Genomic DNA, 23,485 nt, shown 5'->3' with positions numbered 1-23,485 from the left:
ATATGACGGAATCATCAAGTGACAAACTGATAGAAGTATTACGTAAAGCAGTTTCTAGAACCAGCATGTTAGCTGAAGGTAATGATCCTGAGCTTGATTCCGTTGTTCGCCAAATCCGTCAAGTCATAACGAAAGGCGCTGGTGCACAAGAAATACTTGATGTACTGAATGATGCTGAGCCGCTATTAATTAAGAGTGACGAAGCTCAACTTAAGCGCGCTAAATATGTAAGAAAAGCATTACAGAGCCTGATTGATCTTCTTGAGAAACAAAGCAATAAAACGGTACCTCAAGCTGAAAAGAAAGAACTTGAAGCACAAATTCGCTCAAGTTGGCAATCACCAGCACAATGGCCAGAACTCCTAAAAGGCTTTTTGAGCCTTTCACAAAATACGTTCGATCAATCATCAGATGATACTAACCAGACTAAAAACTCTTTTTTCAAACGTTTACTGAAGCAAGATTCAAGTTCAGAAGAGCAAAGCGATGATAAAGAGATCATGAGTCAAATCAGCCACACTCTTGCTGGATTAATAAATAACTTACAATTACCAACCCACTATGACGATGACATTGTAGATTTAAGAAAAGCATTATTGGGCAATAATAATTTACAACAACTTCCTGAGCTCCTTGATGAAGTTATTAACTTCGTTATGGTTGCTATCGGAAAAACACAAGAAAGCCTGACTAACTACTTAAATCAGTTAAATAAACAACTCGCTAGCATTAATGTTTCCGTTTCTACTAGTTACAATTCTCAAAAATCTCTCTCTGAAAGTAGAGAAGGTTTCAATACAAAACTACAAACACAAGTGGCAGACACCTCCAAAGCCATGCAAGGTGTCAATGATTTAGATAGCTTAAAAAACCTTATTGAAGACCGTTTATCGACTATTTCGAGCACTATGTCGGAGTACAAAACGGATATGCAAGAACAGGAGAAGCAAGCAACACAATCGATCACATTGCTAAAAAACAAAGTTACTAGAATGGAAAAAGACTCCACATCATTACGATCGCTTCTACAAGAAAAACTTGCTCTGGCAATGACAGACTCTTTAACAGATCTACCCAATAGAACAGCTTATCAAGATAAGGTTATGCCTTTGTGCAAAGCCATGCAAAACGCAAAAAAATCTTTATGCTTAGCTGTTTGCGATATTGACCACTTTAAAAAAGTCAATGACACTTGGGGTCATTTAGCAGGGGACAAAGTATTACGTTTAGTACCAAAACAGATTCGCATGGCCTTATTAAAAGAAGACATGATATATCGTTATGGTGGTGAAGAATTTGTCATCGTATTCCAAAATACAACTGCAGCACAAGCTTTCGAACGTTGTGAAGCTGTCCGTCGTGCAGTTGAAAAAACACCTTTTAATATGCAAGGCAAACCCGTTTCAATATCGGTCTCTATTGGTATTGCCGAATTGAACTCTACAGAAGATTCTGAGGCTTTATTTTCTCGTGCTGATAAACAACTATATATAGCAAAAGAATCTGGCAGAAACAGAGTCATGATAGAAAAATAGAGTTTATAAAGCGGTACCAGTACTTTGCTCTCGCGGTTACAATAGCGTTTATTATCAAACATATACTGTCCAAAAAATTAGTTAAAAGAAAAAGCGGTGTATGCCGCTATCAGGATGAAGAAGTAGTTTATGCAAGACGATCAGAAAAAAACCACCCACTTTGGCTTTAAAGAAATTCCTACAGATGAAAAGGCTAACGCTGTTGCCCAAGTATTTCATTCTGTAGCAGCAAAATACGACATAATGAATGACCTTATGTCAGGTGGTGTTCATCGTCTTTGGAAGCGTCATACAATTAGTCAATCCGGTGTGCGCGCAGGCAATTGTGTATTAGATATTGCTGGTGGCACAGGTGATTTAACACTTAAGTTCTCACGTCTAGTAGGCAGTGAAGGACAAGTGATTTTAGCGGATATCAATGACTCGATGCTAAAAGTTGGTCGCGATAAGCTGGCAAATCAAGGTGTTGTGGGCAATGTTAAATTTGTACAAGCCAACGCGGAGGCCCTTCCCTTCCCTGACAATACTTTTGATTGTATTACCATCGCCTTCGGTTTGCGTAATGTCACTGACAAGTCTAAAGCTTTAGCCTCCATGTATCGTGTTTTGAAACCAGGTGGTCGCTTATTAGTATTAGAATTTTCAAAACCTGAGTCTGAATTGTTATCACAAGCATATGATCAATATTCTTTCCGTTTGCTCCCTACTATTGGAAAACTGATTGCCAATGACGCAGAAAGCTACCGCTACCTTGCAGAATCTATTCGCATGCATCCAGACCAAGAAACATTGAAAACTATGATGGATGAAGTCGGTTTTGAGCGTACTAGCTACCAAAATTTAACAGGTGGCATTGTGGCACTACATAAAGGGTTTAAATTCTAATCATGTTAACCAGTGTTTTCCGTTTATTGCGCATTATTTTTACCGTAATACGCTTTCGTCTTGACGTATTCATTCCTTTTACCTTATTACCTTGGTACATACGCTGTACCCTTGGTGTGGTGTGCTCTATCGGGAGAAAACGTGCCAGTGAAAATAAAGGAGAACGTCTTCGTTTAGCACTGGAATCACTTGGCCCTATTTTTGTGAAGTTCGGGCAAATTCTATCAACTCGACGTGATCTATTAAACGATGACATTGCTGATGAGCTTGCTAAGCTTCAAGACAAAGTACCAGCCTTTTCTGGACAAGTCGCTCAAGCAATTATCGAACGAGATTTAAAAGCACCTGTTTCTGAGCTATTTGCCGAATTCTCTGTTGAGCCACTAGCATCAGCTTCCATTGCGCAAGTTCATACCGCCAAACTACATTCAGGCGAAGAAGTTATCGTAAAGGTCATTCGCCCTAAAATCGAAAAGACCATAGGCAAAGATATTAAACTGCTTTACACCTTAGCAAACCTTGTTGCTAGAATAAGTGAAGATGGCCGTCGCTTACGACCTATCGAAGTGGTTACTGATTACGAATACACTATTTTAGATGAACTAGACCTTGCAAAAGAAGCCGCAAACACAGGGCTATTACAGCGTAACTTTGTCGATTCAGATTTACTTTATGTTCCGCAAGTTTATTGGGATTACACCCACCGCAATGTCATGGTAATGGAACGCATTTATGGCATTCCTGTAGCCGATATTCCAACGCTTAATAAAGCCAATGTGAACATGAAATGTTTAGCAGAGCGTGGTGTAGAAATATTCTTCACACAAGTTTTCTCTCACAGTTTCTTCCATGCAGACATGCATCCTGGAAATATTTTCGTTGATGCCAGCAATCCAGAAAAGCCTAAATACATTGCGATTGATTGCGCCATCATGGGCAGTTTAGATGACGCAGACAAAAACTATTTAGCACGTAACCTTTTAGCCTTTTTTCAACGCGACTACCGTTTAGTTGCAGAGTTGCATGTCGAAAGTGGATGGGTTCCAAAAGGTACTCCCGTACACGCCTTTGAGTCAGCAATTCGAAGTGTATGTGAACCCATGTTTGCAAAACCACTAAAAGACATTTCATTTGGCCAAGTACTGATCGGTTTATTCCAAACCGCACGCCGCTTCAATATGGAAGTACAACCTCAGTTAGTTCTATTAGAAAAGACGTTGCTAAATATCGAAGGCTTAGGCCGCCAGCTTTACCCTGACTTAGATTTATGGGTAACAGCGAAACCATTTTTAGAACGTTGGATGCGTGAACAAATGGGACCAAAGCGCGTGATGGAAGAAGTCCGTAAACAAGCTCCTCAATGGGCCGGACAGTTACCACAGATCCCTAATTTGATTTTTACGGCTTTATCTCAAATGTCTCATCAAGAAGAGCGTATTCAAGCTCAAACAGATGCTATTCTTCAACTCAGTACAGAAGTAAAAAAGAAACATAGAAATAGACCGTTAAGATTGCTGGGAGCATTAAGCTTAGTTGCAGCTTGGTTTATCACTGATCCAACGTCATTGACTCACCTAAAAACCGAAGACTTAGCCAGTTTAGGATTGTTTTTACTAGGCCTATACCTACTTGTATTAAAACCGTAACATCTGAGAGACTATAATGAAAACCGATGTATTGGCTGAACTAGCAGCCACTCTAGAACAACGTAAAAGCGAAGCTGCAGACTCTTCTTATGTCGCAAGTCTACATGCAAAAGGGTTGAACAAGATCCTTGAAAAAGTAGGCGAAGAAAGTATTGAGACTATTATTGCAGCAAAAGATGCAGTAACCTCTGGTGATACATCCGATCTAGTGTATGAAACCGCTGACCTCTGGTTTCATACCCTTGTAATGCTATCTCATTTAGATATTGGCCCTGATGCTGTGCTTGATGAACTAGCACGCAGGTTTAACCTGTCTGGCTTAGAAGAAAAAGCCAACCGCAGTAAATAGTATTTTATAGTTAACGTATTGAATCGTTAATAGAATCACATAATAGACAGGAGAAATGTATGTTTGGTGGAATCAGTATTTGGCAATTACTAATCGTTTTTGCAATTTTAGTTCTTGTTTTTGGTACTAAAAAGCTTAAGAACCTCGGCTCTGATTTAGGTGGTGCTGTAAAAGGCTTTAAAGAAGCAGTAGACAAAGATACGACTGACGGAACGAAAACAGAAGATGCTCAAAAAGAAGAAATGGCTCAAAGTAAAGTCATTGATTCAGATGTCAAGAAAGACGATAAGAGCGCCTAATCTGTGTTCGATATAGGTTTTTCTGAACTTCTTGTAGTCTTTGTTGTAGGTCTATTAATTCTTGGGCCAGAACGTCTACCTCATGCTGCGAAAACAGCAGGTTTATGGGTGCGTAAAATTCGTCGTAGCATTAACTCGGTGCAAAGAGAGATTAATGCTCAGCTCGATCAAGAAGAGCTACAACAAAAAATTACCGAGACTAATCAGCGAGTTCTAAAAGAAGGGCAAGCCATTCAGAATACAATTACGCCACTTCCTGAGTCTTATGCACAAGAACCTATGAAGCCTATTACAGAAACAACAGAGACCAACGAAGAAGCGCCTTTAGCCGTTTCTGATAAACAGAAAACTGATTTAACACCGTTGGAAGATGTAGAAGACAACACACCCGAGACAACAAACTCTCGTTCCTAGTTAACACTGGTTTAAAACGACGCGCGGAAATGTAACGCATTATGAGTACAAGCTCTTCTAACCAAGCACCTTTAGTTGCTCACCTTATTGAACTAAGAAATCGTTTATTAAAAGCGGTTCTCCTCATTCTGGTTCTATTTCTCGGTTTATATGCCTTTGCCAACGATTTGTATCTCATCGTGTCAGAGCCATTACGTTTGTTATTACCACCTGGAAGCTCACTGATCGCTACAGAAGTAGCGTCACCCTTCTTAGCGCCTCTAAAGCTAACATTCGCTGTTGCCGTCTTGCTGTCTGTTCCTTACACACTCTTTCAAGCTTGGTCTTTTATCGCCCCTGCGTTGTATAAAAATGAAAAGCGCATAGCAATTCCTTTGCTTATTTCCAGCATATTTCTTTTTTATGCGGGTGTGCTGTTTGCCTATTACGTTGTACTCCCTCTGATCTTTGGATTCTTCACAACCGTTGGCCCAGGTGAAGTGACTGTCATGACAGACATCAACAACTATTTAAACTTTGTATTGAAACTCTTCTTTGCATTTGGTGTGACATTTGAAATTCCAGTTGCCACGTACTTACTTATTAAAGCAGGCGTTACCACTGTTGCAACACTATCTAAAAAACGCCCTTATATTTTCCTTGGCTGTTTTGTCGTTGGCATGTTGATTACTCCGCCTGACATTTTTTCTCAGACTTTGTTAGCAATTCCTATGTGGATGCTATTTGAGCTAGGTCTTATGGCAGGAAGAACAGTGAAAGTGCCAGAAAGTGATGAAGAAACTGAAGAGTCTGATTCTGAAGCGAATCAATAATGACTTAGTTTTATACATATCATTAAGAAATCATTTAAAAATCGCCTCAGCTTATCACTCGATACTGGGACGATTTTTTTGTCACTCTAATCCAATGCCAATGTTTGCACATTGCCTGTTTCTAAAGACTTAAGTGCCGCATTAGCGATTAGCAATGCTTTTCTTCCATCTTCTCCAATAGGGTAATTTTCTACTCCAGATTGTAAACCGGTAACGAAAGCATCCAGCTCATTGCGATAAGCTTCTGCATAACGCTCTAGGAAAAAAGCCATAGGCTTTTGTGATGCCATTCCATTTGATGTTGCAATAGATAATGTGCTCTCAGGGATATTATTGACCGTTAGCATTCCATAACTAGCGTGAACTTCGACTCTTTGATCATAGCCATAAGACGCTCTGCGGCTATTGGTAATCACCGCCATTTTTCCGCTTTTACATGTTAATGTGATAATTGCAGTGTCTACATCACCCGCTTCTCTAACATGAAGAGACGTCATAGCTGAAGCGGTTGCATAAACCGACACAGGCTCCTCACCCAACAACCAACGTGCTACATCAAAGTCATGTATCGACATGTCACGAAACATACCACCGGAACTTTTAATATAACTTGCTGGCGGCGCTTCTGGATCTCTCGAAGAAATGGTTAGCATTTCAACAGCGCCCATTTCACCAGAATCCAAGACGGATTTTAGATGTGCGAAGTTAGGATCAAATCGACGATTAAACGCCATCATTAATGGGACATTCGCCTTTTTAACCACAGCCAAACATGCATCGACGCGCTCTATCGATAAGTCGACTGGCTTTTCACAGAAAATCGCTTTACCGGCTTTAGCAGCAAGTTCGATTAAGTCTGCATGTGTTTCTGTAATGCTACAGATTAACACCGCATCAACACGGGGGTCGGCTAATGCTTGGTCAACGGAAACGGCTTGAGCACCGTACTTTTCAGCCGTTTGTTGTGCCACAACATCATTCATATCAATCACGTATGCCAAACAACAGTTTGGGTGCAGTGAAATATTTTTTGCGTGAATTTGGCCAATACGACCAGCCCCGAATAACGCGAGATTCAGCATAATCACTCCTTTTATTATTATATTAGAGATAAAAAAATGCCCCATTAGAGAGGCCAATACGGGATTTATTTAACGTAACAATTGAATAATTCGTTCCGCTTCAGCTTGAACAAAAGGCATAGCCTTTTGCATAAAATACATTTTGTCGAATTTATCTTGCTCTTCATTCATTAGACGTCTTAAATTTGATCCCATCGCCATACGTAAAGAAGTACCTATATTAAATTTCGCAACACGCGTTTTCTTCAGTCGCTTAATGTCTTCTTCTTTAATGCCTGTTGTGCCATGAATAACCAAAGGAACGTTCGTCACGCGATTCCTAATGGCTTCCAACAAAGGATAATCAATCACAGAATCAGGTGTGGTTAAACGATGAACATTACCAATAGCGATCGCCATAGCATCAAGATTACTTTCCGTTGCATAGCGATATGCATCCTCTGGCGAGGTGTTAATTGATTTAATATGGTCTCGCCCTTCTTTATAAGCCACTGAACCAATTTCCCCCTCAACACTCACCCCTAACGCATGAGCAACTTGAGCAACATTTTTCGTACGTCGGATATTTTCTTCTAACGAAAGCTGAGACCCATCAAACATGACGGAAGAAAAACCATGATGCATGGCATTGAAGACAATTCCTTCATCATAAGTATGATCTAAATGAACGCAGACCTCAGTGGAGCTACCATTGGCCAAAGACAGTAGCATTTTCGCTAACGCCTCAACGCCCATAAAATCGACCATATCTTTATTAGCAGCCAAAATAATTGGACTCTTCAAAGACTCAGCCGCTTCCACAATGGCTCTACCCTCTTCATAACCAAATACATTGCAGCAAGGAATGGCGTAATCGGAATTTGCGGCATCAGGTAAAATATCATTCAGTGTGACTAGCATATCAACACTCCACTATTTGAATTTATTTATCATGTCTTTGATGCCAGGAATTGTATGTACCTGATATTCATGATTCGGATCAAAATGCTGAATAAGAGACTTCGAATGCTCCCCCACAATGACAGTGAAGTAATACATTTCATAGCCAGGCGCTGCGACACAAGGGTGGTAGCCTTTATCAATAGCAATCACACTGCGGTTTTTAATGTGATAAACAGGGCCAATATCGTCTTCATGTTCATATAAGAATTGTGCGCCAAAGCCTTGATCAGGGTTGAAACGAAACTGATACACTTCCTCATATCGTGTTTCATCAGTACCACGTTCTGTATCATGTTTGTGAGCCGGAAAACCAGACCAACCACCAGCACCGACTGTGAACAGTTCACTTACAAGTAAACGCCCTCGTTGATTCACATTTTTCTGACCTAAAATGTGCTTAATTTTTCGATGTGTTTTTGTGTCATCACTGCCGTATTGGATTTTATCCGTTTCTTCAGGCTTCACTTCAAACGGCTCTAATGTTTCATCGTAACGCCCACCAGCTAACATCAAGTCGGCATTTTCTGACGTACAAGTAATTTTAACAACGGCATTAACTGGGGCATAAACCGACGCAGGATCACCATCCCAAACGTGCTTTCTTACACCAACATTTTCAAATATTTTTCCATCAACATTAACGGTACAAGTACCTCCGGCTAACACGATAGCGGTTTCATAATTATTCAGTTGATATTGGTGACTTTCACCTTTTTTCAAAAACACTTGGTTAAAGTAAATCAATGGTGTCGTGTCATCGTTTACATCGATAATTGCTTCATTTTTATTGTCATAGGCTGGAATATGCTTACCCATAATACTTGTCTCCAAAGATCGTTTTTAAAGAAAATGTTGAAAAAAAGTAACGACTCATTTTTCTGTAATAACGTCTAAAAACGCTTTACCTTGAATCGTTGCATCATTATTTGCGCTAAGCGGCCTCATAGGTCGCAATAAAATCCATTAACTCTTCACGTGTTGGCATCGCTTCAGTACAGTTCTTTTTCGATACATTAATGGCAGCGGCCGCAGAGCCCATTTTGACGCTTTCTTGCAAACTATGACCCTGTAACAAGGCATACATAAGTGCACCTGCAAACGAATCACCAGCACCAAACGGTTTTTTAACTTCGACAGGAAAAATACCTTGTGTGAAGTTTTTCCCATCTCGGGTATAAACCTTTGACCCCAACTCACCGGCTTTGATAATGACAACTTGCGTGGCATCATTTAGATAACGAAAAGCGGTTTCATCATCATTTTTTTCGGTGCTTTGTTTATCCAGCATTTCCATCACATCAAATTCTTCACGATTACCAATCACCACGTCTGACAAACTGGCAGCCAGTTGATAATATAAAGAAGACTCTTCAGGTGAATGCCAAGAATAAGCTCGATAATCCACATCTAAAATAACCACTGTACCAGCGTCTCTCGCATAGCGAATCGCAGCCAAAGCGGCTTCTCTAGATGGGCTTGTTGATAGCGCTGTTCCCGATACCAAGAGTATTTTGGCTTGAGCAATGTAGGCTTTGTCGACTTGTTTAATAGACAACGCCAGATCAGCTGCATTGTTACGGTAAATAACCACTTCACAATCACTGGCTTTCATTTCAGTAATCGCCAAGCTGGTACGAGAACCGGATTTATCAATGGTCATGCCTTTCAAATCAACTTTTAGACTACGCAAGTAATCACAGACATAACGCCCTAATCCATCGTCAGAAACGCAGCTTATCAAACCCGCTTTGGCGCCTAATTTAGACAAAGCAACAGCGATATTAGCGGGCGAACCTCCGACAAATTTATCGAAGCCAGAGACATCCGTCATATCGACATTATCTTCACGTGCATACAAATCTACCCCCGCTCGCCCGAAGCAAATTACATCTAGAGATCGGTTAGCTGGGTACGCTAAACTAGTCATGATATTTCACCCATTTGGCGCCGTTATCCGCGGAATCAACACAGCGCTCAAGTAAACGAACACCTTCAATGCCGGCATCAATATCTGGATACCATGTTGCATCGATTGTTGCTTGATCTCCTCGATTCGCTGCTTTCATCACAACGCCAAAACGACTGTAAATATTCGACCAAGACTCAAAGAAGCCTTCAGCATGTCCACCACCAATACGGTCACTGTCCACTGCTGAACTATCTTTGTGTAAGTAGCTCATACCACGCTCTAATACTCGAGCTGGCTCACCTTGAATTTCAAGGCTAAGTTGGTTCGGACGTTCATCCCACCATTCAAGACTGGCTTTCTCACCGACAATACGAATTTTTTGTTGATGCATAGAACCCGCATTAACACCGCTGGCCCATAATGTTCCTACCGCACCATTTGAAAATTGCATCATCACATGGGCGTTATCTTCTAAAGGCGCTCGTGATTTAACAAAACTCTGACGCGTACAACACAAGCTTTCCACATCCAAATTCGTCATTAGCTGCGCCATGTAAAAGGCGTGCGTACCGATATCGCCCAAAACATAGGTTGGCCCAGAAACCGCAGGGTTCATGCGCCATTTTGCACCAGGGTCATTTTTCTCGACTTCTTGAGCATGGAAACCATGGGCAAATTGCATGTTAATCACGCGCACTTCACCAATGTCTCCTCGCTGAATCATTTCTCGTGCTTGATGAATCATTTGGAAACCAGCGTAACCATACATAACCCCAAAAATTCGATTATGTTTTTGTGCTATTCGTTTTAAATCTTCGGCTTCAACCACCGTAAAGGTAACTGGCTTTTCACATACAACATGTAGCCCTGATTCTAGCGCCGCCATTGCAATGGGATAGTGAGTCGCATTCGGTGTCGCAATCGATACCGCTTGAATGCCATCATCACGCTTCGCTTCTTCGGTAAACATAGTGAGATAATCGGCATAACAACGATCCGCAGATAAACCTAAGTTGGTACCAAAATCACGGCAACGATCAGCATCAATATCAAACGCTCCTGCCATTAATTGAAAGTGACCGTCACGTGTCGCACCAGAACGATGTGCATAACCGATTTGACTGCCACGGCCACCGCCAACCATTGCCCAACGTAGAGGTTGTTCAGAACGCATTTCTTCATTAAACATGTGTTATCTCCCTATACGCCACGGCGCTGATGTGTACGACCTTGATTAAAGTCATTAACGGCTTTTTCAACTTTTTTGTTGCGTGTTATTTCTGGTAAACCCACTTCCCACCAGCAGTCACAGCTTGACCATTTAGTAGGATCGATATCGACGACGATGACCGAGGTTTGACTCGCAGCTTTTGCTCTTGCAAAAGCGCCATCAAACTCACTCATGTTATTTATTTTTTCGCTGATCGCACCTTGCGCTTCGGCGTGTTTGGCAAAATCTACTCGCGCCAACTCACCATCAGGGCGACGGCAATCCGCTAATAAATTATTAAAAGAATCATTACCTGTATTGTTTTGCAGCTTGTTAATGACAGCGAAACCAGCGTTATCACAAACAATCACGATCATCTTATGACCCGTCAAAACAGAGCTATAAATGTCTGAGTTGAGGATCATGTAAGAACCATCACCAACCAAGACAATGACATCGTTATCAGGGTTAGCAATTTTCGCCCCCCAACCACCAGCGATTTCATAGCCCATACAAGAGAAGCCAAATTCAATATCGAATTTACCAATCTGCTTGCTCTGCCAATTCATATTCAACTCAGCAGGCAAACCACCCGCTGCCGTTAACACAGTGTCGCCTGTCTCAGCTAAACGATTCACCGCGCCGATAACTTGAGCATAAGAGGCCATTTCTGTGCCAACAACTGCACTTCGTTGTTGGCACAAGGCCTTCCATTCAGCCGATTTTTCTTGTGCTAACGAAGCCCAAGACATGCTTGCTTTCCATGTTCCTAAAAGGCTATTTAACTGAGAAAGAGCCTGTTTGGCATCCGCAACAATAGGCATCGCCAAATGCTTTATGGCATCCGTACGACCAACGTTAATACTAATAATTTTTAAGTTTGGGTTACGGAATACAGACCATGAACCTGTTGTAAAATCTTGCAACCGGGTTCCTATCGCAATCACTACATCCGCATGAGCAGCAAGATAATTGGCAGAATCCGAGCCTGTCGCTCCAATGGGCCCTCCATTTAAAGGATTGTCCTGAAGTAATGCAGATCGCCCTGCAATAGTTTCGATAACCGGAACTTGATGTTGTTTTGCAAAGGCGGCTAGTTCATCCGTTGCTCTAGAATAATGAACACCACCACCACTAATAATCAAAGGCTGCTTGGCGTTGCTAATCAATTTAACGGCCTGCTCTAAATCACATTGTTCAGGTTGTGGTCGACGAATACGGTGTACTTTTTCTTCAAAGAAACGCACCGGGTAATCAAACGCAATACCTTGTACGTCTTGCGGTAACCCTAAAAACACAGGACCACAATCAGCAGGATCAAGTAAGGTATCCAAGGCTAAAGGCAAGGTTTGCAATAGCTGAGCAGGGTGAATAATACGATCCCAATAACGAGTTACCGCTTTAAAGGCATCATTTGCCGTGATAGATGGGGAGTGAAAATGTTCCGTTTGTTGCAGAACAGGATCAGGTAAACGACTGGCATAAGCATCACCCGCCATCATTAACAAAGGCAAACGGTTGGTATGCGCAATACCTGCCGCTGTCACCATGTTTGTTGCTCCAGGACCAATAGATGTGGTGGCGACACCAATACGTTGACGGTTGTTGGCTTTTGCATAAGCCACCGCCGCCATTGCCATTGATTGCTCATTCTGCCCACGCCATGTAGGCAATTGATCTTCGACATTTTTCAATTGCTGACCTAGGCAAGTCACATTGCCATGTCCAAAAATAGCGAACGAACAACCAAATAACGACTCAACTTGACCATCAATTTCAATCTTCTGAGCCACTAAATATTTTACCAGCGCTTCCGCTACAGTGAGACGAACTGTATCCATAAGACTTCTCTTTTTATTATTAGATTAATGACAAAACTATGACGCTAACGACTATTTCTTACATTTGCGTTTTTAATGGATACGCTTTTTACAGCTACGCTTTTTTACGTTTTTGAGCATCCAATAGAACGGCACCAATGATGATCATGCCTTTGATTATTTGCTGCCAATATGGGTCTACACCCAACATATTTAGGCCTTTATTCATCACACCGATAATCAAAGCACCGACAATACACATAGGTACAGAGCCCACACCACCAGCAAGAGAGGTACCACCGATAACGGCAGCTGCAATCGCATCAAGCTCCCACATGTTGCCAAACGTTGGGTTTCCTGCGTACGCTCTAGAAGTCAGCATGGCACCCGCCAACCCAGCAAGAGCACCAGCTAAGATATAAACTTTAAGAAGGGTTATTTCGACATTAACACCACATATTTTAGCCGTATTTACATTACCGCCAATGGCAAAAACATGACGACCAAAGCTCATACGGCTCATCATGATATGGCAGGTAATTGCAACCAGAACATAAATAACAACAAGACCTGGCACACCAAAAATTGATCCATCCCCAATAGAGGTAAACGCATCCGAGCTAGCATCAATTGGTCGACCATTACTAACAAGCTGAGCCACGCCACGTGCCATTGTCATCATCCCAAGTGTGGCAATGAAAGGAGGTATACGTCCGTAAGCTGTAATCGAACCATTAATCAGGCCACAAATACTGCCCACAAACATTGCAGCACCGAAAGCAAAAATGGTCATCCCATAGCCTTCGGTTCCAGTCACAATCGAAGCGCCAACGACCGACGCCAAAGCCACAACAGCACCGGAAGATAAATCAATACCGCCCGTCACAATGGCGAAGGTCACACCAATCGCAATAATCCCAAACATAGAAACCTGTTCTAAGATGCTGAAAATATTTCTAAATGAGGCGAATCCATCAATTTTTAAAGAAAGAGCGGAAAACAATAAAATGAGAATGAGCAACATTCCGTATTTATTAAGAATTTCTGTGTAATGAGTTTTTCGCGCATTAGCGCTTGCTTCCTTAATCATTATGCAACCCCTTGTGTCTGATATTCAGACTCTAATTCTTGTTCTTCTTGTGATGGCACATCGCCACCTGCTGCCATTTCTAAGATCACTTCTTGTGTCGCATTGTCACGGTCCACAATGCCGACTTCACGTCCTTCCGCCATGACCATAATTCGATCACTTAAAGACAAGAGTTCGAGCATTTCAGACGAAACAATAATGATGGCTTTTCCTAAGCGAGCGAGCTCAACAATCAACTTATAAATCTCGGCTTTGGCACCAATATCGATTCCCTTAGTGGGTTCATCAAGAATCAAGATTTCAGGTTCAAGTAATAACCAACGTGCAATCAATACTTTTTGTTGGTTACCACCCGATAGGTTGCCAATAATGGTTTCTACGGTTGGCGTTTTAATGCGAAGTTGATCTTTCATTGAATTCGCCACATCTCTGGCTAGCTCTTCAGAAATAAGATGGTGTTTTTCGTAAGGGAGTAACTCCGGCATGATCATGTTGTCGGTGACACTCATGTTCAACATCAAGCCGGTCAGTTTTCTGTCTTCTGTTACAAAACCAATACGATGCTTAATAGCATCACATGGTTTATGAATTTCAATTTTTTTGCCGTGCAAATGGATTTCACCACTTTCTGCTGGCTTATAACCAAACAAGGCTTCAACCACTTCACTACGACCAGCACCAACCAGCCCAGCAATACCAAAAATTTCACCTTTTCTGACACTGAAATTAATATCGTGGAATTTACCGGGTAGACTTAAATTACGAACTTCCAGTAATGTCTCTCCAATGATGACATCTTCGCGCTGGAACATTTCATCCATATCACGACCGACCATCATATTAATGAGTTCTTCTTTGGTGATGTCTGTGGTTTTTTTAGTGCCTATGTATTCGCCATCTCGAATAACAGAAACTTCATCGGATAATTCGAACACTTCTCCTAATTTGTGAGAAATATAAATAATAGCGATACCGCGCTCTTGGACTTTTTTAACGATGCGGTAGAGTTGATGCACTTCGGATTCGGTCAAAGCCGTGGTGGGTTCATCCATAATGATCAGTTTGGCGTCATAGGAAACAGCGGTAGCAATAGCCAGCAATTGTGCTTTTGCCACAGAAACATTTTGCATCAATGTTTCAACGCTCATAGGAATGCCAAGTTCTTTTAATATGTCGTTAGTTTTTTCATTCATGGCACTCTGATCCATCAGAATGCCTTTTTTAATTTCTCGACCTAAGTAGAAGTTGGCAGCAACAGACAGGTTTGCAGAAGGGCTGATTTCCTGAGGAACCATGGCTAAACCAGTGTGAATCGCATCTATCGGTGCTTTAGGGTTAAAAGGCTTACCATCAAAGAAGATTTCGCCGCCTGCATCAGGCGTATACAGCCCATACAGTATCTTCATTAGAGTCGATTTACCGGCGCCATTCTCACCCATTAACGCATGTATACTGCCTTTGCGGATTGATAAGTTCACCTTATCCAAGGCTTTTACACCAGGGAAGGTTTTACTCACATTTATCATTTCTAAAATGCAATCTGAATTAGTCATAAGCGTTATTGTTTTTATTAGTTGCGTGAAATTAGAGAAAAGAAGAGTTATTGAATTCGTTTTAGATTTCACTTTTTGACCTCTTAATTCTCTCTAAGAGATCAAAACAACAAATCCAATAACTTTCTTTATGCCTGATAAAAGCAGAAAAAAAACTAGGTTACTTATTGATACTTATATAAGTATTCTACTTTCTGCTCTTCCAAAACGAGCTCAAAGTTGATCCAGTTCATTTTCTGAACTTTCTCACCTTTAGCGAGTTTATAGGCAATTTCAGCGCCGCCGTAACCTTGACCTTTAGCACTTTGAAACACAGTTGAATCTAAGCCTGAACCAAGATATTCCAACGCGTCTGGAGTGGCATCAACCCCTGTGATAATCAAATCAGCATCTGTCAGCCCCGCTTTTCGCGCGGCCAAAAGCGCACCAATTGCCATTTCGTCGTTATTAGCAACGATCACATTAATTTCAGGGTGGGCTTGTAATAAATCTTCTACAATTTGTAGCGCTTTCGCTCGGTCCCAACGACCTTCTTGCTCAGCAACGATTTTAATATTGGAATATTGTGAAAAGACTTGTTTGTTACCTTCGGTTCTCTTGATTTGAGCTTCGTGACCTAAAACGCCCATCAGAATGGCAATATTCCCCTGTTTTCCATCCAACATACCAACAACGCTTTCAGCCTGAATGATGCCTGCCTGTATGGATTCAGAACCCACATAAGCATCGACATTTTTCATAGCACTTTCGTCTGGAAGACGGTTAACAATCACAAGTGGAATATTTGCTCTGTTGGCTTTCTTCGCGATAGGTTTCACTATGGCTATGTCTGTAGGAACAACAAGAAGTGCGTTTACACCAGCATCAATGAAGTTATCAACGTCGTTGAGCATTTTACTAGGATCTTCATTCGCATCTGTCATTTTAATTTCAACATCACTGTGTTTGTCATTAAAATCATTAATACCTTCAAATAAATAACTCATCCACTTATCTGCGAATGAAGGCATTGGAGCACCAATCACAAGCGTGTCAGCAAAAGCAAAATTCGAAGCAGCGCAAACTACAGAAGCAGCCAGTAGGGTTTTTTTAATCATTTTCATCTCATCCTTTTATTGTTTTATTTTTGTTCTATTTGAGCAATAAAAATCAGTAAGTGAACCGTATATTTAACAAAATCAAGATCACTTGATTGTCAGACTAGCAACAAGAATATTTTATTGCAAGCGCTTGCAATAAAATATTTAAAACTTATTATTAGTAATATAAAAGCGTAAAAATCAGCTATAAATAAGCAAGGAAGACATTAAGAATAAAAATTCCGACTATATCGATAAAATCTGAATTGAATGATAGAACGTATCTAATAATGTCTTATAACTTTTAAATCACTCACGTTAATATGCTATAAATTGTACGAAAATAGCCTTTATAACGTAAAAAAACGTACTATTGTGTCAATAAACAATACAAACAGATTAGTTCGTTTAAACAGCAAAATTCAGAAAAACCATAAGGTTTCCCATGTCACAAGATCGTTATAAGCACATCACTCAAAAAGAGGTAGCAGACAAGGCAAACGTTTCTTTATCTGCCGTTTCAAGAACCTTCACAGATGGTGCAAGCGTCTCAAAAAAAACACGAGACAAAATTAAAGCTGCCGCAAATGAGCTAGGTTATAAGCCAAATATGCTGGCGCAGTCTTTGATGACAAATCGCACTCGATTAATTGGTATTATTTCAAGCAATTTTGAAAACCCATTCTTTATTGAAGTATTAGATTTGATTACCAAGGAATTGAAATCAAGAAATTTTCTATCTCTTATTGAAAATCTCACCACGGAGTCGAAGCCCGAAATAGTCTTAGATACTCTATTACAATATCGTGTTGATGGCGTGTTGTTTCTGTCATCTGTGTTGCCCACTATTTTTGCGGAAGTGTGTACAAAAGCGAAACTGCCAGCTGCCATAATGTTCGGTCGTACGAATTTAAGCGGTTCGATTAGTGTGGTTACAGCAGACAATTACAATGGCGGAAAAATGGGCGTTGAGTTATTAATTGCACGTGGTTATAAACAAATCGCTTTTTTAGGGGGACCAATCAATGCCACCACAACTATTGATCGTAAGCAAAGCACCATTACCACATTGAAGGAAAATGGGCTTGAATTAGTCGCAATTGAACACTGTGACACTTACTCTTATGACTCAGGCCGAATCAAATCACGAGAGCTATTAACGAATAATCCAGAGATCGAAGCCGTCTTCTGTGGTGATGACATACTTGCCATCGCTACCTTAGATTCAGCGAGAGAGATGGGTAAGAGATGCCCTGAAGACCTCGGCGTCCTTGGCTTCAATGATATGTCTATGGCGTCGTGGGGGGCTTATAATCTATCAACAGTACAACAGCCAATAGAAGAAATGGTTTTTGCTGCGGTTGACCTCATCATCGATAGAATCGAACAACCCGGCCTTCCAACAGAACAACGTTTACTTCCTTGTAAAGTCATCGAAAGAGGCACATTAAAACAATAGTTTTATGCACCTCTTCAAAAAAACACCATCCAAAGCATGGTTCTTAAAATACTTTTTTAGAGTAAAGAGACCCATTCTCCGTTGTTTTTATTAGACTTTACCGCTGCTTCGACAAACTTCACGCCAGCTGCACCATCTTCAATATTAGGAAAGTACCGAGCGAGAGGGTTTTCAGGCTCTTTAGTATGCTGCGCAACAATAACCTCTGCCAAATCAGTATAAAGGTTCGCAAACGCCTCGCGATAGCCTTCTGGGTGGCCTAACGCAATACGTGACACTCTATTCGCGGCTTCATGCAAACCAATTCCGCCTTTTTGCAAAATCTTGGTGGGTTGATCGAGGCTTCTAACAAGCAATTGATTTGGCTGCTCTTGATGCCATTCCAAGCCGCCTTTACTGCCATAAATTCTTAAATACAATCCATGATCAGCACCTGCTGCTGCCTGAGTAATGAAAAAAGAGCCTCTTGCTTTGTTCTTATAACGAGTTAGAATACCTGTGTAATCATCTGCGGTTCGACCTGGTACAACCGTTGTAATATCAGCGCTTAATTCACTCGGGGTCATCCCAGACACGAACGAAGCCAAATGATAACAATGAGTACCAATGTCACCAATAATCAAAGAAGGGCCTGCCATTTTTGGGTCCATATGCCAGTTTGTACCGTCTTTTTCCGATTCGGTTAATTCTGCCAAATGGCCCTGTACATAATCGCACTGAACCATTCTTATCTCACCGAGTTCACCTGCTTCAATAATCGCTCTTGCTTCACGTACCATTGGAAAACCAGAGTAAGCATAGGCAACACAGCACTCGACATCACTGTCTTGGATTTTTTTGACTAAATCCATAGCTTCATTCATGTCATTCGTTAACGGCTTTTCACACATGATGTGAAAACCATATTCAATCGCCAAGCAAGCAATAGCATAATGACTGTTGTTCGGCGTCATAATCGCAATAACATCAACACGGTCTTCACGTGCGGCTTCAACTTTGATCATCTCCTCCGCTGTCGCATATCCGCGTTCGATACCTAATTCTTTTGCACTCGCCACTGATTTAACAGGGTTGGATGAAAAAACCCCTGCCTTCACGTCATAATATTCTTCAAGCGTGGATGCACCTCGGTGCACAATACCAATAAATGAACTGGGGCCACCACCGATAACGCCAAGTCGAAGCTTTCTACCTAATGCATTAATTACAGGATTTGCCATTGTGTCTTTCCTTATGGAAAAAGCCTTTGAAAGAAAAGCGCTTTTCCTTTTTCTCCGAAAAGAAGGAAAAGCGCTTCTAGTAAGTTAATAATTAAGGAAATAATTAACGGCTTACTGGAGAAAGTGTTCCTCAATGAATTGACGACTTTCTTGAGCATTTTCTAACGAACTATTGTCTTTTGCCGCAGGATCAACATCTTGCTCTACCGTAATCCAACCGTTGTAATTAATTTTCTCTAAGGTAGCTCGCAATTGCGTAAAATCGACACAGCCTTTGCCAAGCGGACAAAATACGCCATTACCAATCGCTTTATAGAAATCAACGTTGTTTGCTACTGTGTGCTCTAACACAGTCTCATCGATGTCTTTAAAGTGAATGTACTCAACACGATCTTGGTACGCTTCAATCAATTCAGAAGGGTTAATACCCGCATATCGACAATGACCAGAATCCACACAAAGCTTAACTAAATCCCCGTCTAGATCTTTCATCGCGCGATCAATCTCATCGCGATATTCAATAAAGGTACCAGCATGCGGATGCACAACAGGGACAATATCGTATTCACGGCAAATTAAAGACAATTCAGTAATTGTCTTCATCATTTCGTCCCATTGGTAGGTTGGCAAACGATAGGCAGTTTCAATTTGACCCGCTTGATCCGTTCTAGGAGAAGAGACATGATCAATAACAACCATGTATTTTGCTTGTTGAGCTTGCAGAAGTTTGCATGTTTCTCTGGTGTATTCGAGAATTTCAGCACGTTTTTCAGGCTTGTGTAGGTGTTTAAAAATGGTGCCTGCAATAAGGCCTAATCCATTTTCTTGTAATTTAGACGCGAGCATTTGAGAGTCTGTCGGCAAATAACCTAACGGTCCAAGCTCCGTTGCTTTGTATCCTGCTTGAGAAATTTCTTGTAAAACGGTTTCCCATGCTGGGTTGCTTGGGTTGTCTGCGAACTCAATGCCCCATGAACATGGCGCGTTAGATAGATGAAGTTTCATTATTTTTATACTTCCTATTAATGTGTGTATTAAGAACCTAAAACACATTAATGCAAGCGCTTGCAAAAAGTCAATATTTCACCATGCAAATATTAACTTCCTTCTTTTTTTGCCTCTAATTCATAAGCCAACGCAATCGATAATGTTTGTGCGAGTACCAAAGAAGAAGACAAGGAACGAAACTTATGAAGTTCCGCTTCTTTCACCACAAGACTCACGCTAGACATCTGAGCTAATGGACTTAAAAGACTGTCGGTAATCACAATCAGAGGCATGCCTTTTTCAATTGCCGTATCAGCAACAACTTGAGTTTCAGCGGCATATGGATAGAAGCTCACCGCTATTAAAACATCGTCATGTTCGAAATTAGAAGTCTGCTCGTCATACATGCCACCCATACCATTGATAAGATATGCTTTTTGATCAATATGCTGCAAAGCGTAGGCAAAATAACTCGCTACCATGAACGCTCTACGAACTCCCATAACGTAGGACGACTTTGCATTCACTAAAATATGAATGGTTTTTTTCAAGTTCTCATCGCTCATGCTCGTCGCCAAATCATCTAATGCTAAAGCATTCGCATGGGCAAATTCAGCCAACAAACTCGATACAGATAAGCCAGCCACTTGACCATTTTCTTTCTCTTTTTGCTTATCTTTAATCGAACGAACTCGTTCTTGATAATCTGGTATTTCTTGCATCAGACTGTTTTTAAACAACTTTTGCATTTCAGTGAACCCACTAAAACCAAAGGTGTTAGCAAACCTTACCCAAGTAGAAGGATGTACTTCAGCTTGTTTAGATAAAGTCGCCACGGTACCAAACGCAACGCCACTGGGTGAGTGCAAAACAAAGTCTGCGACTTGGCGTAAACGCTTACTCAGCAGATCATACTGACTTCTTATTTGATCTAATAAATCAGGGAGTTTATTAGGTGTTTGATGTTCCATGTCTATAGATTTCACATTAGGTTGGTTTATTCTATTTTTAGAATAAAAATTCTAACTTGCCATATAACAAGCTGTCTACTGAAACCCTTGATTCATCTCATTTTTTTACCGACATTCATCAGTAGAGTTCTATTTAAAACACAACAAAATAGAAAATTAATTCTAAAATATTGACATATTGAAATATAAATTCTATTTTGATTGAAAATAATCATAAGAAAGAAGCTTCATGATGGAGAAAACGATGACGAATAAAAACTTAGATTTAATTTGCTTAGGACGTGCCGCTGTCGACTTTTATTCAGAGCAAATAGGTAGCCGTTTAGAAGACGTAAACAGCTTTGCAAAATACCTCGGTGGTTCCTCTTGTAACATTGCCTTTGGCACATCGAGACTCGGCTTGAAAAGCGCCATGCTGACCCGGGTTGGCGACGAACACATGGGACGATTCATAAAAGAAGAGCTTGAACGAGCCAATGTGGATACGAGTCATGTGATAACAGATCCCGAACGCTTAACCGGTTTAGTTGTCCTTGGTATTAAAGATAAAGACACATTCCCATTAATTTTTTACCGTCAAGATTGCGCGGATATGGCTATCGCCAAAGAAGATTTCGATAAAAACTTTATCGGTTCAGCGAAAGCCTTACTCATTACTGGCACCCATTTCTCTACAAAAAGTACCTACGCCACCAGCAAGCAAGCGCTTGAATACGCAAAACAAACAAACACCAAACGTGTTTTAGACATTGATTATCGCCCTGTCCTTTGGGGGCTCACCAACCCTGGCGATGGTGAAACTCGTTTCATTTCCAACAATAAAGTCTCAACCCACTTACAGAGCATTTTAAGTGACTTTGATTTAATCGTTGGAACCGAAGAGGAAATACACATTGCTGGCGCGAGCACCGACACCATTACCGCACTGAACCGCGTTCGTGAATTAAGCAACGCCACCATTGTGCTAAAACTAGGCTCACAAGGTTGCACCGTCTTTGAAAATGACATTCCACAGCGTGCTGACGAGTTTATCGTTCATACAGGTGTTCTGGTTGATGTCATGAATGTGCTGGGTGCTGGCGACGCCTTTATGAGTGGCTTTTTACGAGGATGGATACGAGGCGAATCGCACAAAAACTGCTGCGATTACGCCAACGCATGCGGGGCATTGGTTGTCTCGCGACATGGTTGCGCACCCGCAGCACCAAGCTCAGAAGAGCTAGATCATTACCTTAAAAATGCGCATCAAATCGAACGCCCTGATCTCGATACAGAACTCAACCACTTACATCGAGTCACCACCGAACGCTTACCTTATGACTGGCAAAACCTGTGTATTTTCGCCTTTGACCATCGTAAGCAATTACATGATATGGCATTGGAAGAAGGCGACCTAGAAGAAGGGAAAGTAGTAGAACGTATCAGCCATTTGAAGAGCCTGTTTGTACAAGCATTAGAAAGCCAAATGAAAACTGATGTAAAACTAGGGAAAACAGCAATCAATATAACACCAATACAACACGGCGTATTAATCGATGACACCTACGGGCAAGATGCTCTCAACGATGTTACAGGTCGGCATTTATGGATCGGGCGTCCTGTTGAGGTACCCGGCTCACGACCACTGGAATTAGAAGGCGGTCGCAGTATTGGTTCACGCTTAAAAAGCTGGCCCAAAGAACACATTGTGAAATGCCTCGTTTTCTATCATAACCAAGATGAAAAACAACTTAGACACGCACAAGAACGGCAGATCATCGAGCTTTATCACGCATGTTGTGTTTCTGGACATGAGTTTTTACTGGAACTCATCCCGCCAAAAGACAAAGATTATGATGACGCTATTTATACTAACTCAGTCACTCGTTTTTATGACCTAGGTGTGCGACCAGACTGGTGGAAACTGCCACCGCAATCGATTGCAAACTGGCAAGCACTCACAAAAACATTAGAAACTCGTGACCCTCATTGTCGTGGTGTCGTCATGCTAGGGCTAGATGCGCCCATGACAGAACTCAAGCAAGGCTTTACCAATAGTACTGGTTTTAATATCGTTAAAGGCTTCGCCGTTGGCCGCTCTATCTTTGGCGCACCAAGTCGTGAATGGTTAGCAAACCGTTACACTGACCAACAACTCATTGACGCCATTGTGACCAACTACACCCAGTTGATCACCTTCTGGCAGGAGCGTATTCCTAGACTTTAAAGAATAAAAAAAGAAAC

Annotated in this window: 21 protein-coding genes; 9 read left to right on the top strand and 12 right to left on the bottom strand. The window is 41.3% G+C overall.

Annotation, left to right across the window (positions count from 1 at the left end; translation table 11 throughout):
* The first annotated feature begins 2 nt into the window (after positions 1-2).
* From IF202_RS08380 to tatC, 7 genes are all read left to right on the top strand, one after another.
* On the top strand, positions 3-1,535 hold the full coding sequence (locus tag IF202_RS08380) for a GGDEF domain-containing protein (RefSeq protein ID WP_191594421.1): 1,533 nt from the start codon (positions 3-5) through the stop codon (positions 1,533-1,535).
* A gap of 129 nt (positions 1,536-1,664) precedes the next feature.
* Positions 1,665-2,420: a bifunctional demethylmenaquinone methyltransferase/2-methoxy-6-polyprenyl-1,4-benzoquinol methylase UbiE gene (gene ubiE / locus IF202_RS08375; RefSeq protein ID WP_191594420.1), complete on the top strand. Its 756-nt coding sequence runs from the start codon at positions 1,665-1,667 to the stop codon at positions 2,418-2,420.
* A 2-nt stretch (positions 2,421-2,422) separates the two neighbouring features.
* Positions 2,423-4,066, top strand: a complete 1,644-nt coding sequence (ubiB, locus tag IF202_RS08370) for a ubiquinone biosynthesis regulatory protein kinase UbiB (protein ID WP_191594419.1) — start codon at positions 2,423-2,425, stop codon at positions 4,064-4,066.
* Positions 4,067-4,082: 16 nt separating this feature from the next.
* Positions 4,083-4,415, top strand: coding sequence for a phosphoribosyl-ATP diphosphatase (locus IF202_RS08365; protein ID WP_191594418.1), 333 nt, complete (start codon positions 4,083-4,085; stop codon positions 4,413-4,415).
* Positions 4,416-4,474: 59 nt separating this feature from the next.
* Positions 4,475-4,714 (top strand): Sec-independent protein translocase subunit TatA, encoded by a 240-nt coding sequence (tatA, locus tag IF202_RS08360; protein ID WP_191594417.1) that lies wholly within the window; start codon positions 4,475-4,477, stop codon positions 4,712-4,714.
* Between the two features lie 3 nt (positions 4,715-4,717).
* On the top strand, positions 4,718-5,128 hold the full coding sequence (gene tatB, locus IF202_RS08355; protein WP_191594416.1) for a Sec-independent protein translocase protein TatB: 411 nt from the start codon (positions 4,718-4,720) through the stop codon (positions 5,126-5,128).
* A 41-nt stretch (positions 5,129-5,169) separates the two neighbouring features.
* On the top strand, positions 5,170-5,940 hold the full coding sequence (tatC, locus tag IF202_RS08350) for a twin-arginine translocase subunit TatC (RefSeq protein ID WP_191594415.1): 771 nt from the start codon (positions 5,170-5,172) through the stop codon (positions 5,938-5,940).
* An 86-nt stretch (positions 5,941-6,026) separates the two neighbouring features.
* Here the strand turns inward: tatC and iolG are convergent, their stop codons facing one another.
* The 9 genes from iolG to IF202_RS08305 all read right to left on the bottom strand — a co-directional run bounded on the left by iolG (position 6,027) and on the right by IF202_RS08305 (position 16,643).
* Complete coding sequence (iolG, locus tag IF202_RS08345) at positions 6,027-7,022, bottom strand: inositol 2-dehydrogenase (protein ID WP_191594414.1); 996 nt, start codon at positions 7,020-7,022, stop codon at positions 6,027-6,029.
* Positions 7,023-7,091: 69 nt separating this feature from the next.
* Positions 7,092-7,922 carry a class II fructose-bisphosphate aldolase gene (locus IF202_RS08340; RefSeq protein WP_191594413.1) on the bottom strand — a complete coding sequence of 277 codons (831 nt, stop codon included), beginning with the start codon at positions 7,920-7,922 and terminating at the stop codon, positions 7,092-7,094.
* A gap of 12 nt (positions 7,923-7,934) precedes the next feature.
* Positions 7,935-8,780: a 5-deoxy-glucuronate isomerase gene (locus IF202_RS08335; protein WP_191594412.1), complete on the bottom strand. Its 846-nt coding sequence runs from the start codon at positions 8,778-8,780 to the stop codon at positions 7,935-7,937.
* A 115-nt stretch (positions 8,781-8,895) separates the two neighbouring features.
* Positions 8,896-9,891 carry a 5-dehydro-2-deoxygluconokinase gene (iolC, locus tag IF202_RS08330; RefSeq protein ID WP_191594411.1) on the bottom strand — a complete coding sequence of 332 codons (996 nt, stop codon included), beginning with the start codon at positions 9,889-9,891 and terminating at the stop codon, positions 8,896-8,898.
* Positions 9,884-11,062: a Gfo/Idh/MocA family protein gene (locus tag IF202_RS08325; protein ID WP_191594410.1), complete on the bottom strand. Its 1,179-nt coding sequence runs from the start codon at positions 11,060-11,062 to the stop codon at positions 9,884-9,886. The genes iolC and IF202_RS08325 overlap by 8 nt, the downstream gene beginning before the upstream one ends.
* 11 nt (positions 11,063-11,073) lie before the next feature.
* Positions 11,074-12,924, bottom strand: coding sequence for a 3D-(3,5/4)-trihydroxycyclohexane-1,2-dione acylhydrolase (decyclizing) (gene iolD, locus IF202_RS08320; protein WP_191594409.1), 1,851 nt, complete (start codon positions 12,922-12,924; stop codon positions 11,074-11,076).
* A gap of 94 nt (positions 12,925-13,018) precedes the next feature.
* Positions 13,019-13,993, bottom strand: a complete 975-nt coding sequence (locus IF202_RS08315) for an ABC transporter permease (RefSeq protein ID WP_191594408.1) — start codon at positions 13,991-13,993, stop codon at positions 13,019-13,021.
* Positions 13,993-15,519, bottom strand: coding sequence for a sugar ABC transporter ATP-binding protein (locus IF202_RS08310; protein ID WP_235963413.1), 1,527 nt, complete (start codon positions 15,517-15,519; stop codon positions 13,993-13,995). Before IF202_RS08310 ends, IF202_RS08315 begins: the two co-directional genes overlap by 1 nt.
* Before the next feature lie 191 nt (positions 15,520-15,710).
* The gene (locus IF202_RS08305) at positions 15,711-16,643 is read right to left on the bottom strand and encodes a sugar ABC transporter substrate-binding protein (RefSeq protein ID WP_191594407.1); all 933 of its coding nucleotides are present in this window, start codon (positions 16,641-16,643) and stop codon (positions 15,711-15,713) included.
* A 427-nt stretch (positions 16,644-17,070) separates the two neighbouring features.
* Between IF202_RS08305 and IF202_RS08300 the strand changes: the two genes are divergently transcribed.
* The gene (locus IF202_RS08300) at positions 17,071-18,084 is read left to right on the top strand and encodes a LacI family DNA-binding transcriptional regulator (protein WP_191594406.1); all 1,014 of its coding nucleotides are present in this window, start codon (positions 17,071-17,073) and stop codon (positions 18,082-18,084) included.
* Between the two features lie 56 nt (positions 18,085-18,140).
* Here the strand turns inward: IF202_RS08300 and IF202_RS08295 are convergent, their stop codons facing one another.
* The 3 genes from IF202_RS08295 to IF202_RS08285 all read right to left on the bottom strand — a co-directional run bounded on the left by IF202_RS08295 (position 18,141) and on the right by IF202_RS08285 (position 21,262).
* Positions 18,141-19,304 (bottom strand): Gfo/Idh/MocA family protein, encoded by a 1,164-nt coding sequence (locus tag IF202_RS08295; protein WP_191594405.1) that lies wholly within the window; start codon positions 19,302-19,304, stop codon positions 18,141-18,143.
* A 111-nt stretch (positions 19,305-19,415) separates the two neighbouring features.
* Positions 19,416-20,309: a TIM barrel protein gene (locus IF202_RS08290; RefSeq protein ID WP_191594404.1), complete on the bottom strand. Its 894-nt coding sequence runs from the start codon at positions 20,307-20,309 to the stop codon at positions 19,416-19,418.
* Between the two features lie 92 nt (positions 20,310-20,401).
* Entirely contained in the window at positions 20,402-21,262 is an 861-nt protein-coding gene (locus tag IF202_RS08285; RefSeq protein ID WP_191594403.1) for a MurR/RpiR family transcriptional regulator, read from the bottom strand.
* A gap of 244 nt (positions 21,263-21,506) precedes the next feature.
* Here IF202_RS08285 and IF202_RS08280 point away from each other — a divergent pair, with 244 nt between their 5' ends.
* A complete protein-coding gene (locus IF202_RS08280) occupies positions 21,507-23,468 on the top strand; it encodes a bifunctional 5-dehydro-2-deoxygluconokinase/5-dehydro-2-deoxyphosphogluconate aldolase (RefSeq protein WP_191594402.1) in 1,962 nt (653 codons plus the stop codon).
* Positions 23,469-23,485 lie beyond the last annotated feature (17 nt).

It is taken from the genome of Marinomonas colpomeniae (assembly GCF_014803385.1).
GTDB lineage: Bacteria > Pseudomonadota > Gammaproteobacteria > Pseudomonadales > Marinomonadaceae > Marinomonas > Marinomonas colpomeniae.
The sequence above is the reverse complement of the archived record's forward strand: the minus strand, read 5'-3'. Positions and strand labels throughout refer to the sequence as shown.

Bases quoted from the DNA above. Each gene is read 5' to 3' on its own strand.
- iolD (WP_191594409.1), bottom strand. From the start codon at position 12,924: ATGGATACAGTTCGTCTCACTGTAGCGGAAGCGCTGGTAAAATATTTA.
- IF202_RS08380 (WP_191594421.1), top strand. From the start codon at position 3: ATGACGGAATCATCAAGTGACAAACTGATAGAAGTATTACGTAAAGCA.
- iolG (WP_191594414.1), bottom strand. From the start codon at position 7,022: ATGCTGAATCTCGCGTTATTCGGGGCTGGTCGTATTGGCCAAATTCAC.
- IF202_RS08295 (WP_191594405.1), bottom strand. From the start codon at position 19,304: ATGGCAAATCCTGTAATTAATGCATTAGGTAGAAAGCTTCGACTTGGC.
- IF202_RS08280 (WP_191594402.1), top strand. From the start codon at position 21,507: ATGACGAATAAAAACTTAGATTTAATTTGCTTAGGACGTGCCGCTGTC.
- IF202_RS08305 (WP_191594407.1), bottom strand. From the start codon at position 16,643: ATGATTAAAAAAACCCTACTGGCTGCTTCTGTAGTTTGCGCTGCTTCG.
- iolC (WP_191594411.1), bottom strand. From the start codon at position 9,891: ATGACTAGTTTAGCGTACCCAGCTAACCGATCTCTAGATGTAATTTGC.
- ubiB (WP_191594419.1), top strand. From the start codon at position 2,423: ATGTTAACCAGTGTTTTCCGTTTATTGCGCATTATTTTTACCGTAATA.
- IF202_RS08315 (WP_191594408.1), bottom strand. From the start codon at position 13,993: ATGATTAAGGAAGCAAGCGCTAATGCGCGAAAAACTCATTACACAGAA.
- IF202_RS08340 (WP_191594413.1), bottom strand. From the start codon at position 7,922: ATGCTAGTCACACTGAATGATATTTTACCTGATGCCGCAAATTCCGAT.
- IF202_RS08300 (WP_191594406.1), top strand. From the start codon at position 17,071: ATGTCACAAGATCGTTATAAGCACATCACTCAAAAAGAGGTAGCAGAC.
- IF202_RS08365 (WP_191594418.1), top strand. From the start codon at position 4,083: ATGAAAACCGATGTATTGGCTGAACTAGCAGCCACTCTAGAACAACGT.
- tatA (WP_191594417.1), top strand. From the start codon at position 4,475: ATGTTTGGTGGAATCAGTATTTGGCAATTACTAATCGTTTTTGCAATT.
- IF202_RS08310 (WP_235963413.1), bottom strand. From the start codon at position 15,519: ATGATAAATGTGAGTAAAACCTTCCCTGGTGTAAAAGCCTTGGATAAG.
- IF202_RS08285 (WP_191594403.1), bottom strand. From the start codon at position 21,262: ATGGAACATCAAACACCTAATAAACTCCCTGATTTATTAGATCAAATA.
- ubiE (WP_191594420.1), top strand. From the start codon at position 1,665: ATGCAAGACGATCAGAAAAAAACCACCCACTTTGGCTTTAAAGAAATT.
- IF202_RS08290 (WP_191594404.1), bottom strand. From the start codon at position 20,309: ATGAAACTTCATCTATCTAACGCGCCATGTTCATGGGGCATTGAGTTC.
- IF202_RS08335 (WP_191594412.1), bottom strand. From the start codon at position 8,780: ATGGGTAAGCATATTCCAGCCTATGACAATAAAAATGAAGCAATTATC.
- IF202_RS08325 (WP_191594410.1), bottom strand. From the start codon at position 11,062: ATGTTTAATGAAGAAATGCGTTCTGAACAACCTCTACGTTGGGCAATG.
- tatC (WP_191594415.1), top strand. From the start codon at position 5,170: ATGAGTACAAGCTCTTCTAACCAAGCACCTTTAGTTGCTCACCTTATT.